We start from the raw sequence: 12,825 nt of genomic DNA, 5'->3' as shown, positions 1-12,825 counted from the left end.
ACTAACGGACATTCGCTGACGGTACGTTAGTGTCCACATCGATAAGGATAATGAAATTAGATAGATAAAGAAAATTACCGCTTCCGCCCAATAGCCACCGCAACGCCATTTGAGACCGGGCAGACACTGAAAAAAGAAGGCGGCATGCCATGGACAGACAGCAACAGGCAGACGGAGAAAAGCGTGTGAAGGCGGTACTGATCGACCCGCTTATGACCGAACGCGCGTTGAAGCGCCCGGCGGGTGTGACGAAGGCGCAGTTCGATGCGATGATCGAGGGGCTGACCAAACGGTTGGCCTATATGACCGAAACCAACCTTGCGGCTTTGTGCGCGCATGTGGCTGCGCGGGCCGAGGGCAAGGCGAAGAACGTTCTCCCCTCGTCGCGGACTATCTTGGAATGGGCGCGGCAAATCCAGCTGCCGCCCGATGATGGATCGCCGCTTGTTCGTGCGGTGTTTGGCCATCGGTTCGGACAGCGGGCGATAGACGAAGGATTTGCGCCGGAATTGCTTGCCTCCATCCTGCGGCGCGAAGGGTTCCCGAATGAGTTCGGCCTCGGCCAGATCGCGAAGGAAGCTGCGGTCTATGTGGATCGGATGGCGCGATTTGAGGATCATCTCGCGGGCGGTGGCAGTTTGGATCACCTCCAGCGCAAATGGTATGAGGAGCGCCGCGCCACAATCGAGCGGTGCAAGACCTATGCTGCCTTGGCCCATGCCGAAAAACAGGCGCGCATCGCGCTGGCCGCCGAACGGGCCGCGCGCGTGGATGCCGAGGTGGAGGCATGAGCATGATGGGCGAGATAACCGCACAGGACATGCAATGGTTTGCCTGCCGGGTGAAGCGCAAGCAGGTTGGCGGCATCAAAACGATACGGATCGGCGGGGAATTCGAGACCTTTCGGGATCGTCAGGGCCGGATGCGAAAGCGGCGCGTGGACGGAACGGGCAAAGCGGTGTTCCTCCCGGAGCACCTGTTGCGACGGGCGGGGTTCGAGGTGTTTTTGCCGGTGAAGAAGGTGCTTCGGCGCAAGAACCGATTTACCCCTGAGAAGGCATTGGTAGCTCAGCCACTGCTTGTCGATTGGCTGTTTGTTGGATGGCCAATTGGGGGGAGCCGCTGGGATCACCTGATGGACTTGGACGTGGTGACTGGTGTGATGGGCACAGGTGGACGCCCGGTGGAAATACCATCAGCCCGCGTGATGCAGCTGATGCGGCAATGGGGTGGCGGGATGCTTTCGCCGGAATGCGAACGCTACTTGAAGTCTGGGGTTGAGTTCAAACCCAACGACCTCGTTCGCGTTATCGCTGGACCGCTTGATGGTGTCCGCCTCCGGGTTGTTGATGTCAGCGGTCCAACGGTGAAGGCCGCGCTGGATATCTTGGGGGGAGAGATTTGTGCACAAATCCGAAGCGACCTCCTGATCGCCGATACGCCAGATGGTGGTAAATGACCCGCCGAATTGTTAAGGGGATTGACGCGTAAATTAAGAACGAGTTAAGGGTGGAATACCACTAATACCAAGTCCCTGACGGAAGCACAGTAAGTGCGATGCAGTTAAACCGAGTAGGTGGGGCACATGCCGATTGGCATGGCGCATTGTGATTTTGGCATATTGAATGCCATTAGATCGCGTACAGGATTACTCCGTCAATTGGCCCGGCTGCAAAGCGCGGGCCTTTTTTATGTTGTCACTGGCTTGATTGGGCAGAGACATCCTCCCTGTTGGACTTGGGCTGGCCATCGCGTGATTGCGAAGGTCAGCCCTTTTTCTTTGCGAGAGAGGGACAAACCCACTTTTGGACACAGGAGAACGATATGAAGACACTGATCTTTACCGGCATTCTGGCGCTCGGTGCGATGATCGCATCCGTCGCGTCTGCCCACCACGCGGACCCGCTGTTTTTTGAAGCTACCCCGGCCTTCGATCTGAGCGTCGATGCCGATCTGATGATCGAATTGGACGCCAAGCACGCGGTGGCAGCAATCCACGCGCCCAAACTCACGACGCCGGACACCAGTCTGCGCTTGATCGATAAAGGCCACACCGTTCCGGCGACCGTCTGGCGCGTCAGTCATCCCGGTGGCGAGCCGGGTTTGCACTGGCAGATCGCGCAGCCCGATGGCATTGCATTCGCTGACGTCGTCCCGCCTGACATCACGCATTGATCCACCACACTCGATTGAAACTTGGCCAGTCCGGGCAACCCGCGACTGGCCTTTTTTGTGAGTGCGGCGGCGTGGAAAGCAGACACGCAAACCTATAGGTTTGGCGTTTACTCATCAGAGACTGTGGGCAAGTGGCCGTACCTTAGCCATGACCATAAAGAAATCGAGACTAAACCGAGTATTCCGGCAAAACTAATGCGCTTAGCCCATTGAAATACTACCAGAGTGAAATTGCTAACCTCCACCCAGGTGCCTCTGTTCTCCCGGATTTGAACAAAACTTCGTCCATCCTCGATCCGCTCTCCAACAATTACGCCACCCAACCATACATGCTCAATGATCGCCGTGATAATTCCCGCCCCAATAGCCAAGAACATAAAAAACACCAAGAGTTTCTGTTGGTTGGTTCTTTTGCTTGAATTTGGCATCAATTCTTTCCGTCAAAACCTTTGAATCTCAGAGCACTGTAAATCCAGTGAGGGGGGCGCGGCAACATTCACCGTACAGTGCGGCGCTGGAGCCCGTTCATCGTGGCTCCACCGAGCGGCCCGCGCTCAACCGAACTCGGGGATGGGTATGCTCAAGATTGGCGACGTTGATGTGAAGAACTTGGCGCGGTTTGAGAACATGCTCGGAGCATTGGGAACGGACGCACCCAAGGCAATGAACAGCGCGATCAATCGCACGGGCAGTATGGCCCGCACGCAGGTCATTCGCAGCCTGTCCAAACAGACTGGCCTGCCACAAAAGACCATCCGCAAGGCGATCAAGGTCAAGCGATCCAGTTGGGACGATCTTCGGTATTCCCTGTCCGCATCGGGCGGGGATGTATCGCTCAAATACTTCAAGCCGCATGAGACGCGGAAAGGCGTGACCGCTTTCGTGCGGGGGCAGCGGCAGCTCTATGAGAACAGCTTCATGAAGGGCGGCAGTTTCAGCCGTGGGCGCGTTGCTCTGAACATGGGTGGGCATGTGTTCCAGCGGATCGGACCGGAACGGCTTGGTATTGAAAAGCTCAAATCCGGTGTCGTGATCCCAGCGGAGATGGTGGACGGCGCGAGTGCTGCGGTGTTCGAAGAAACGGTGACGGAGCATCTGCCACGCCGCTTGGATCACGAGATTGGACGGCTTTTGGGCCTCTAGATCGCCCGCAAATGACTAGGGACCGTACCCCGGATCGGGCGCACGCGGTGCGGATAGCGCCCGAGGGTTCGCCAGTCAGACGGGTTTTTGAAAGCGTGAACTCGGCGGGGCTTTGTGAACTTGTGTGTGAACTCCGGGAAGGGCTGTGAACATGGATGGGGTGCTGGTCACCAAATCGAAGTTTGCCGAGACGCTTGGCGTTGGAAAGTCTGCGGTCAGCAACTGGATTGAGCGGGGGATCATCTCGCCGGACGCTATCGTTGGGGAAGGTCGGAACGCGAAGATCAACCTTGAGGCTGCGCGCGAACAGGTTCGGCGCAACCGGGATATCGGGCAGTCGCTTGGCAATGGGATCGCAACGCGAACCACCGTCAGTCCGGTACACACGACTGCGCCGACGCAGCCAATGGGAAGCGCGGTTTCGACCGAACGCGGCGACGCGGATCCCGATAGGCCGTCGGTAAATCCGGTGCTGCCGCTCGCTGATACTATTGAGGACCAGCTGAAGCGGGCCAAGCTCGAGGAGCAGCTGCGCCGCAACAGGTTGCAAGCGGCAGAAGAAGCGTTGCGCGGTGGCAAGCTGATGTCCGCTGATGACGCCCGCGAACAGATGACGCGCGTGGCAGGCATGATGATGCAGATTTTTGAAGGCGCATTGACGGATTTTGCGGCGGCGCTGGCCTCGCAATTCGATATCCCGCAGCGCGATGCCCTGCATATGCTGAAGAACGAATTTCGCACTGTGCGCAAGACGGCCACGATGAAGCAGCGCGCGCTGGCCAAACAAACACCGACGGAGGTGACCACAGAACTGGAGTTTGATGCCTGATGTTGGATGTCGCGGTGACAAATGCGGAATGGATGCTGCACGACGTGCTGGCGGAGGTGTTCGACCCGCCGCCGCCGGTCGATTATCTGAGCTGGGCGGAGGAGAATATCGAGTTCTCCGAGCGGGAAAGCGAATTCTCCGGGCCGTATAACCGGCAGCGGTTTCGCTATTTTGATGAAATCCTCCGCGCACTCTCCCCCGATGATCAGTGTCGGGTGGTGACCTTGTCGAAGTCGGCGCAGCTCGGCGGGACGGTGCTGGCCAATATCTTCACCGGCGGGTCGATGGACATGGACCCCGGCGATTTCCTCTATGTCCACCCGACAGAGGAGAACGCCCGGCGCTGGTCGAAGATGAAGCTGCAGCCGATGCTGAAAGGCACCTCGGCACTGCGCCGCATCTTCCCGATGAAGGCGCGGGATGGACAGGACTCGGTTTTCTACAAGGAGCGCCGGGACGGGCGCGGGGCCATTCTGATCTCCGGCGCGAATTCGCCAGCCTCGCTCAGTCAGGTGTCGATGTCCCGGCAGGTTCAGGATGACCTTGCCAAATGGGACATGAACAGCGCGGGCGATCCGGAAAACCAAGCGGATAGCCGCAGCCAAGGGCGCGAGTTCGCCAAGATATTTAAGATATCGACGCCCATGGTCATTCCGGGGTGCCGGATCACCAACAACTTTGAGGCAGGATCGCAGGAGTTCCCCTACATCCCCTGTCCGCATTGCGGATACATGCAGGTGCTGGACTGGGAGAATATGCTGCAAAATCTGGATGAGGAGCATCCGGAGCGCGCGCATTTCATATGCCAAGGTCCGGACTGCGGCTGCGCGATTGAGGATCATCACCGGATGGAGATCATTCCGCGTGTGGAATGGCGAGCCTCCAACCCGAAACAGAAGCGGTATCACCGCTCCTTCTATCTGTGGTCTGCCTATTCGCCACTGCAATCCTTTGAGCGGATTGCCCGGTCATGGCTGGCCGCGAAAGGTGATCCGCCGAAAGAGCAGACCTTCTGGAATGACGTGGTCGGCAAAGCCTATCGCGTCTTGGGCGAAGCGCCGCCTTGGGAGGACATCCGGGATCGCGCAGCGGACTCGGATTATGCCCATGGCACGATCCCGGCAGGCTTTCCGATGCTGACCTGCGGCGTTGATTGCCAAGGGGATAGGGTGGAATGGCAGCTGGTCGCATGGGGGCAGAACAAGCGCCGGGCGATTGTCGAATATGGCGTGTTCAACGGACATATCTCCGATGAGCAATGCCAGGCGAAGCTGAATGGCCTGATGAAACAGGGCTTTCGCAACGCCTATGGCCGCAAGATCGAGATCGACATGCTGGCCATCGACGGCAACGCGTATACCGAAGACGTCTGGGATTGGGCGCGCAAGCATCCGTCCTCGCGAGTGATCATGGTGCGCGGGGTGCATCCGGAAGGGGCACCGCTGCTGGCGCAGGTGAAGAAAGAGCGCAACCGGCGCGGCAAGATCGTGCGTTACTCCAAGCGGTTCTTCAACTTCGCCTCATCGGTGTTGAAGATGGGCCTTTATCGGAACCTGAAGAAAACAGATCCCGAAGAGCGCGGCTTTATCGCGCTGCCAAAGGGGCTCGATGATGAGTTCTATCGCCAGCTCACAGCGGAAAGCCGCAAGGCGCAGAAAGCGAAATCCGGCTTCACCCGGTATCTGTGGGTCAAAGACCCCAACCAGAACAACGAAGGCTTGGACACGCATCTTCAGGCGGAAGCCGCGGCCATTCGGCTTGGGGTCAGGAACCTGCCCGATAGTGAGTGGGACCGCCTGATGGCGGAGCGCGAATGTCCGCCCGAAGATGTGCAGGCCGATTTTGAAGACCTGCTGATGGCAACGCGGCCAACCGAAACCAGCGCAGGCGACGCGGAACAAAGCAATGGCGCGTCAGCACCCTCGACCCGGTCACCGTCGCGGTCAAAGTGGAGAAACAGAACACGATGAGCGGGCTGATCAAACCGGACGGAACGCCTTTGCGGGCTGCAAGTCCCACGCGCGGGATGACGGCGCGCTATCTGCGGGACACGCCGAGCGGCGTCGTCGCCTCGCGGATCGCGCCGCTGACCAGCCATCGGGATGACATTCGTTATTCGTGGCGGCGGGCGGCGGGACTGGCGATGGACCTGATCCAGAATTCCGGGCGACTGAAAGGGGCGACGGATCAGGTGGTCGCGGACACGGTCGGGGTCGGATTGACGTTGTCGCCCGATCCCGACCTGACGGGCCTATCCTATGATGAGAAGGAAAAGGCGGACTGGATCAGGATCGTGAAACGGCGCTGGACGGCCTATTCCCGGAACGCTCGCGAATGCGACATGCGAGGCAAGCTCACGATCCCGCAGATGGTCGATATCGGGCTGCGGTGGTACATCGCCTATGGGGAAGTGACGGGGGTTTTTGACTTTTTTGCTGCGGATCGGCGCGCAAAATACGGGCTGGGCACGGGCACGAAACTGCGGCTCTATCCGCCCAGCCGGTTGGTGCAGGATACAAGCCAGCATGAAGGTTTGTTCCAAGGCGTGCGGCATGACGAGAATGGCCGCGCCGTATCTTATCGGTTTGAAACTGCGGTCAGCGGGCTGAAGCAGAAGCGGGATTATGCAGCTTTTGATGCCGATGGGCGGCCCTTGGTGATGCATATCTTCGATCCCATCGACTCGGAGGATGTGCGGGGGATTTCGCAATTGGCCCCTGCGTTTCGCAAACATATTCAGGCAGAGATGCTGGATGATGCGACGCTGCAAATGGCGATCTTGCAAACGGTCTTTGCCATCACCCTGACCAGCGATGCGCCCAGTCAGGATGCCTATGAGGCGCTGGAAGTGTTGCGCGATGTCGGCGGTGAGGACGGCATCGGTTACGGAAAGGAGTATCTCGATTTTCTGGGCGCGAAACTGGATCGCGCGGCGGCGACCCGGATTTCCGTGGGTGGAGATCCGCAAGTGTCCCATCTTGGCCCTGGCGAAAAGCTCACGCTGGAAACCGCCAACGTGCCGGGCAAGGATTTCGTGCCTTTCTCCAACAGTCTGGCGCGGGACACGGCGCGGGCGATTGGATGTTCTTATGGGGGGCTGACGATGGACTACACGGACGCCACCTATGCCAGCGTGCGGATGGAGGGCGCATCGCTTTGGCCCGTGGTCACCCGCCGTCGGGAGCGGATCGCGGCCCCGATGTGCCAGATGATCTATGCCAATTGGCTCGATGAGGAGATCGGCGAGGGCCGCATCCCCTTCAAGGGTGGCTACCGCGCGTTTCGGGCCAATCGGGCGAGCGTGTGCCTTGCCAATTGGCAGGGACCAGCGAAGCCCACGGCGGATGACCAAAAGTCCGCCCGCGCCTCGACGGAGCGGCTGCAGAACGGCACCAGCTCGATTGCCATTGAGACGGGCGATCTGGGCGTGGATGCGGATGCGCTGTTTGAAGAGCGCCACCGCGAACACCAGCGCTATGTGGAGGCTGGGATGCAATCGCCCTACGCGCCACGTTCAGAGCCGCAGGTGATTGAGACGGAGCCAGCGCCATGACCACGATGAAGGTTGGGCAGGACATCGTCCAAATGGATGATCCCTTTGCGATGGCGGCGGCGCTGCAAAAGGTCCGCATTCGTCTGAGCGCGGGTCAGCTTCGGGAAACCGTGCGGATGGACGGCGAAGAAGTGACCTTCCAGCGGGCGCGGCTTGATGACCTGAAGGCCCTGATTGCCGAATACGAAGGGAAGTGCCGCCGCAAAACCGGCGGCGCGTCCCGCACACGATACGCGAAGCGGTTCCGCTTCACCGGATAATTCCAAAAATCAGGAGACACCGATGGCAGTGATTGTCGAGGACGGTCGGCTCACGCTGACCGGGTATGTTGGCGAGTCCACGCTGGAGATTGACGGCTGGGTCATCTTTGACGGGTTCACCCATGCCGAGGTTGTTGCGGCCTTGGGCGAGATCGGACCGGATGCCGATGTGACCGTTCATATCAACAGCGGTGGCGGGATCGCAACCGAGGGCACGGCAATCCGCTCGGCGCTGGCGGATCGGGACGGGCGCACGGATGTGGTCGTGGACGGGATCGCGGCATCGGCAGCGTCCCTGATTGCGATGGCGGGCGACACGGTCAGCATGTCGCTTGGCTCGCTTTTGATGATCCATGACCCATCGGGCTTCACCTGGGGCACGGTCGAGGATCACGAAAAGACGATCAAGGGCCTCAACAGCCTCGGCAACACCTATGCCCGCGTCTATGCGCGCAAGTCCGGCAAGACCGATGAAGACTGCCGCGCAATCATGCGCGCCGAGACGTGGTTCACGCCCGATGAGGCGGTGGCGGCGGGCTTCGCCGATGAAGAGCTGGATGGCGAGGCTGTCGCCGTCTCCGCCTTCCCCTACCAGCAATATGAGCGCGCACCGGGTGAACTGGTGGCACTTGCCAAGAACAGCGGCTGGCGCTCCCCGGTGCCGGTCGCGGCACTGACCAAACCCCCGACACCCCCTCAAGCCATCCAGAAGGAGACACCCAAAATGGCTCAAAACCCAAAAGCGACGGGGGCCACGACATCCCCCGCCGCCCCCGAACAACCCGAGGCCGCGATCACGGCTGCGGACGTGAAAGCGCGGATCAAGGCGATCACAGGCGATGAGGCTGCGAAAGGGTTTGAGACCCTTGCAAATCATTTCGCCTTTGACACCGAGATGCCTGCTGAAGAGGCCATCGCTGCGCTGAAGGCCGCAGCGGCAGACGCGCCCGGCGCAGGCCAGACCGATGTCGCTGATCCCGCTGGGTATCAGGCCAGCCGGTCGGCAGCGGCGGATCTCGCGAACCCCGCGACGGGCGGCACCGCGAAGCCCAAAGCATCCATCAACACGGCAGGCATCTACGCCGCGCGCCGCACATCGCAGGAGGGCTAAGACATGGACCGCACCACCATGCCGACCCGCAACCTCTCGTTTCTTCTGTCCGAAGCCTCCGGTCGGCGCTCGCGCAGCACGGTCACCATCGCGAGTGGCGCGGGCAAGCTTGCCGCCGGAACGGTTCTCGGGCGGATCACCGCGACGGGTGAATTTGTGCCCGCACCCCATGCCGAGGTGATCGACAAGGAAGGGGCCGAAACCGCCACCGCGATCCTTGGCTATTTCGTGGACGCGACCGATCAGGCGGTCGAAGTCACCGTGGTTGACCGCGATGCGGAAGCCAAGCTGCCGATGCTGTCTTTCGATGCCTCGGTTGATGATCAGGCCAAAACCAACGCGAAGCTCGCACAGCTTGACGCTGTCGGCATCCGCGTCCGCTAAGGAGACCGAACCCATGTGGGAAACTGAATTTTCCGTCATCGCGCTGACCGCTGCGCTGAACGATCAGCCTTTCGTCCCCGGCCAGCTGGGCGAGCTTGGCATTTTCGAGGAGGATGGCGTCAACGTCACCACGGTCGATATCGAGGAAGAGAACGGCGTTCTGGACCTCATTGAGCCGACCGAGCGCGGCGCGCCGGGTGTCACCGTCGGCGATGGCAAGCGGACCAAAATCCCGTTCAACCTCGATCACTTTGAGATCAATGACAGCGTCAACGCCGATGAAGTGCAGGGCGTGCGCGCCTTTGGCAGCGAAGATGAATTGGAACCTTTGCAAGCGCGGGTGGATGCAAAGCTTGCCCAACATGCCCGCGCCATCGACAACACGCTGGAGCATGCCCGGATCGGCGCGATCAAGGGGCTTGTGATCTCGAAATCCGGGCGGGTGCTGCACAACCTCTATGACCGGTTCGACATCGCCGTGCCCGCCCCGGTGAACCTCGGGATCGGCGCGGGGGATGTGGCAAATCTGGGGGAGGTGCTCGATGGCGTGACCCATTCCGTCGAAGACGATCTCGACATGGATTATGACCATCTGCATGTCCTGACGGGGCGCAGCTTCCATTCAAAGATGTGGATGCAAAAGGTCGTCCGGGAAACCTTCCTCAATACCAATGCTGCCGAGGTGCTGCGGCGCGGTGTGCCGCGTATCTTTGAATTTGGCGACATGGTGTTTGAACGCTACCGGACGGGTCGCCGGGCAAAGGCTGCGAACGGGGCCTCGGCTTATATCGCGGATGATGAGGCGCGGCTTTTCCCGGTGGGTGTGCCGGGCATGTATCTGACGCGGTTTGGCCCTGCCGATTATGAGGAGACCGTCAACACTATCGGTCTGCCGCGCTATGCAAGGCAATATCCCATGGCCAATGGCAAGGGGCGGCACCTCGACTCGCAATCGAACTGGATCAACCTCGCGACCCGCCCGGCGGCGTTGCGGCGTCTGACCATCGCCAACCCGTAAGGCGGCGCAATGACGTGACGGCCCGGCACAGCCTGCCGGGCCGGTAATGGCATCGCCAAGCGCCCGGATCGGCGTCTTGGAGCTCAATCAAGCATGGAGCCGCATATGGCACAGAAGAAAAAGAAATGGGTCGCCTTTCGCACGAACACGACCGTCCCGGCGGAGGTGATCGGCAAAACATCCAACGAAAAAATGCAAGCCGGACAGCCCGTCCTGTTGCCCGAGACATATGCGGATCATGTGATCCATGAAGGCTTTGCGGTCGCCTGTGATGCGCCAAAGAAAGCCGAGGTGGCGGACAAGGTGGTAGAGCCGCAGATAACGCCGCCCGCACAGGAGGAGCCGTCTGGTCAGACGACAACGCCCGGCACCGATGCAGCGGATAAGGAGCCGACAGCGGCACTTGATCTCGCACCGCCCGCCGCGTCCGCCACCTGATGGACCGTGCGTTGCGAGACGAGCTGGTCGGCGAGGTGGATGAGATTTGGGCTGAGCAGGTCCGCCATTTGCCGATGCGAGGGGCCGCACCAGACCCGGAGCGCGCGCCATTGGAACTGGTGGCACTGATCCGGACCGGCGTGCGGGACATTGAGCAGGTCAGCTTTGGGCGGTCCAATGCCGCCCGCTCCGGCCTCGCGTCCTCGGGCGGGTTTCTGCGCTTGGACCGCACCGCCTATCCCGACCTCGCGCTTCGAAAGGGCGACAAGGTTGTTGCGTTGGATCGCGAGGGCGCGCCGGTTTTTGAAATCATGCAGGTCGATGATCGCTCTCACCTGCGCCTGATCTGCGATCTGGGAGATGCAAACTGATGTCGCTGACAATGATGGCATTGCGGATCGCGGCTGTTCAGGCGCTGAAGGCTGGTGGCACGCTGGTTGGGGAGAATGTGCTCGACAGCCAAATCTCCGCCATCGATCAGACCACGAACGGCCAGCTGCGCAGCGATCAGCAAAAGCCGTTCATCGCGGTCTATACCGATGCGGCGCGGGCACAGGATTTGAGCCAGACCGGGCTGCGCACCAATGGGCGGGTGGAGATCGTGTTCAATTGCGGTGTGGCGCTCACCATGGCGCAGACGAACAAAAACACTGGGGCTGCTGAGATCATCGAAGGCTTCCCGGCCACCGATGCCAATTTTGAAGCGATCTTGGATGTGCTGGAGGTGCAGATCGGGCGCACGCTCACGGACCCGGATAATGCGTGGTCTCAGGTCTTTGCCGGGTTCATCAAGGGCTATGTGTCAAAAGATCATGTGCGCTCCAGCAGTGCTGCGGAGAATGTGCGCCTTGCCGCTGGTCAAACGAAGCTGACCGTGGATGTGTTCGCCGATCCCATTCAGGATCAGGCCTTGAGTGAGACCGGTCCGTGGCGGCGCTTTCTGGCGTTGCTGTCGGATCAGGACGCGGCGAAGGCGGAGCGTTTCAGCGCGCTTCTGGGGCAACCCGGCGCGAGCCTTTATCCCGCGTTCGAGCGTCTCATGGGCATGGCCTCCTCTGACGCACGGGCGCTGAAACTCTATTCCTTTGACGGCCTGCCGCTCGATCTGTCGGTGACAGGCGTCACGCTTGACGGGGCATGAGCATGTCGCTGGAGCAAATCATCGACGCGCTGCAATACCGGATCGCCGAGTTGGAACGGCGCGCTGCTGCAAGCATTCGGATCGGGGTCGTTAGGGAGGTCGATGCCAGCCGGGGTTTGGCGCGGGTGAAACTCTCCGGGGGGGCGGCGGCGTTCCTGACCGGACCGATCCCATGGGTTGAGCAATCGGCAGGGGCCAACCGGACCCATATCCCTTTGTCGGTCGGACAGCAGGTCGTGATCGTCTCAGAGACCGGGGATCTGCATGACGCGGTGATCATCGGCAGCCTCAATTCGGCAGCGAACGCCCGCCCGTCGCAAGCGCCGGATGCCTATGTGATCGCCTCTGTTGGACCTGCCTCGGTGACGGTGAAGGATGGAGGGAATGAGATGGAGTTTCGGGTGGGCACGACCTCCCTCACGCTGCGGGGGGATCACGCGCACCTCGTGGCGGACCGGATCGACCTGAACTGATGCCCGCCGTCACGCGCGCAGGCGATGCCTGCACCGGCCACGGGCCATGGCCGCCACGGGCGAGCACCGGGGGGAGCGGCGATGTGTTCGTCAACGCCATGCCTGCCCACCGGTTGGGCGATGCTTGGGCGGTGCATTGCGATCCGACACCCATTTGCCACGGGGGCGCGCTCGCCAGCGGTTCGGCCACCGTCTTTGTCAACGGGCGCGCGCTTGGGCGTGTCGGTGACCCGGTGAGTTGTGGATCCAGCGTGGCAGGCGGGTCCGGCGATGTGTTCGCCGGGGGATAATCAAAATCGA

The 12,825-nt window shown here is 60.7% G+C and carries 16 protein-coding genes; all 16 read left to right on the top strand.

The genetic code is table 11. The annotated features are described in order from the left end of the window. Window positions 1–149: 149 nt before the first annotated feature. The 16 genes from FHS89_RS08960 (at window position 150) to FHS89_RS08885 (ending at window position 12,815) form a co-directional block, all read left to right on the top strand. A complete protein-coding gene (locus tag FHS89_RS08960; RefSeq protein WP_184010817.1) occupies window positions 150–791 on the top strand; it encodes a hypothetical protein in 642 nt (213 codons plus the stop codon). Then, complete coding sequence (gene nusG, locus FHS89_RS08955; protein WP_184010815.1) at window positions 788–1,459, top strand: transcription termination/antitermination protein NusG; 672 nt, start codon at window positions 788–790, stop codon at window positions 1,457–1,459. Before FHS89_RS08960 ends, nusG begins: the two co-directional genes overlap by 4 nt. Window positions 1,460–1,824: 365 nt before the next feature. After that, a complete protein-coding gene (locus FHS89_RS08950; protein ID WP_184010813.1) occupies window positions 1,825–2,175 on the top strand; it encodes a hypothetical protein in 351 nt (116 codons plus the stop codon). 576 nt (window positions 2,176–2,751) lie between these two features. Continuing rightward, window positions 2,752–3,318: a phage tail protein gene (locus tag FHS89_RS08945; protein WP_184010811.1), complete on the top strand. Its 567-nt coding sequence runs from the start codon at window positions 2,752–2,754 to the stop codon at window positions 3,316–3,318. A gap of 151 nt (window positions 3,319–3,469) precedes the next feature. After that, window positions 3,470–4,147 (top strand): hypothetical protein, encoded by a 678-nt coding sequence (locus tag FHS89_RS08940; protein WP_184010809.1) that lies wholly within the window; start codon window positions 3,470–3,472, stop codon window positions 4,145–4,147. Continuing rightward, complete coding sequence (locus tag FHS89_RS08935; RefSeq protein ID WP_184010806.1) at window positions 4,147–6,117, top strand: phage terminase large subunit family protein; 1,971 nt, start codon at window positions 4,147–4,149, stop codon at window positions 6,115–6,117. The genes FHS89_RS08940 and FHS89_RS08935 overlap by 1 nt, the downstream gene beginning before the upstream one ends. After that, window positions 6,114–7,700 (top strand): phage portal protein, encoded by a 1,587-nt coding sequence (locus FHS89_RS08930; RefSeq protein WP_184010804.1) that lies wholly within the window; start codon window positions 6,114–6,116, stop codon window positions 7,698–7,700. The genes FHS89_RS08935 and FHS89_RS08930 overlap by 4 nt, the downstream gene beginning before the upstream one ends. Beyond that, a complete protein-coding gene (locus tag FHS89_RS08925) occupies window positions 7,697–7,960 on the top strand; it encodes a hypothetical protein (RefSeq protein ID WP_184010803.1) in 264 nt (87 codons plus the stop codon). Before FHS89_RS08930 ends, FHS89_RS08925 begins: the two co-directional genes overlap by 4 nt. Before the next feature lie 22 nt (window positions 7,961–7,982). Next, window positions 7,983–9,071, top strand: a complete 1,089-nt coding sequence (locus FHS89_RS08920) for a head maturation protease, ClpP-related (protein ID WP_184010801.1) — start codon at window positions 7,983–7,985, stop codon at window positions 9,069–9,071. A 3-nt stretch (window positions 9,072–9,074) separates the two neighbouring features. Beyond that, window positions 9,075–9,455, top strand: coding sequence for a head decoration protein (locus tag FHS89_RS08915; RefSeq protein ID WP_184010799.1), 381 nt, complete (start codon window positions 9,075–9,077; stop codon window positions 9,453–9,455). Between the two features lie 13 nt (window positions 9,456–9,468). Further along, complete coding sequence (locus tag FHS89_RS08910) at window positions 9,469–10,473, top strand: major capsid protein (protein WP_184010797.1); 1,005 nt, start codon at window positions 9,469–9,471, stop codon at window positions 10,471–10,473. Between the two features lie 105 nt (window positions 10,474–10,578). After that, window positions 10,579–10,911: a hypothetical protein gene (locus tag FHS89_RS08905; protein WP_184010796.1), complete on the top strand. Its 333-nt coding sequence runs from the start codon at window positions 10,579–10,581 to the stop codon at window positions 10,909–10,911. Window positions 10,912–10,922: 11 nt separating this feature from the next. Further along, on the top strand, window positions 10,923–11,282 hold the full coding sequence (locus tag FHS89_RS08900) for a hypothetical protein (RefSeq protein WP_184010794.1): 360 nt from the start codon (window positions 10,923–10,925) through the stop codon (window positions 11,280–11,282). Continuing rightward, window positions 11,282–12,052, top strand: a complete 771-nt coding sequence (locus FHS89_RS08895) for a hypothetical protein (RefSeq protein WP_184010792.1) — start codon at window positions 11,282–11,284, stop codon at window positions 12,050–12,052. The genes FHS89_RS08900 and FHS89_RS08895 overlap by 1 nt, the downstream gene beginning before the upstream one ends. Continuing rightward, window positions 12,049–12,525 (top strand): phage baseplate assembly protein V, encoded by a 477-nt coding sequence (locus FHS89_RS08890; protein WP_184010790.1) that lies wholly within the window; start codon window positions 12,049–12,051, stop codon window positions 12,523–12,525. Before FHS89_RS08895 ends, FHS89_RS08890 begins: the two co-directional genes overlap by 4 nt. Continuing rightward, window positions 12,525–12,815 (top strand): PAAR domain-containing protein, encoded by a 291-nt coding sequence (locus FHS89_RS08885; protein ID WP_184010788.1) that lies wholly within the window; start codon window positions 12,525–12,527, stop codon window positions 12,813–12,815. The genes FHS89_RS08890 and FHS89_RS08885 overlap by 1 nt, the downstream gene beginning before the upstream one ends. Window positions 12,816–12,825 lie beyond the last annotated feature (10 nt).

It is taken from the genome of Rubricella aquisinus (genome assembly GCF_014199445.1).
Classification (GTDB): domain Bacteria; phylum Pseudomonadota; class Alphaproteobacteria; order Rhodobacterales; family Rhodobacteraceae; genus Rubricella; species Rubricella aquisinus.
This window is presented reverse-complemented; position numbering and strand designations above follow the sequence as displayed.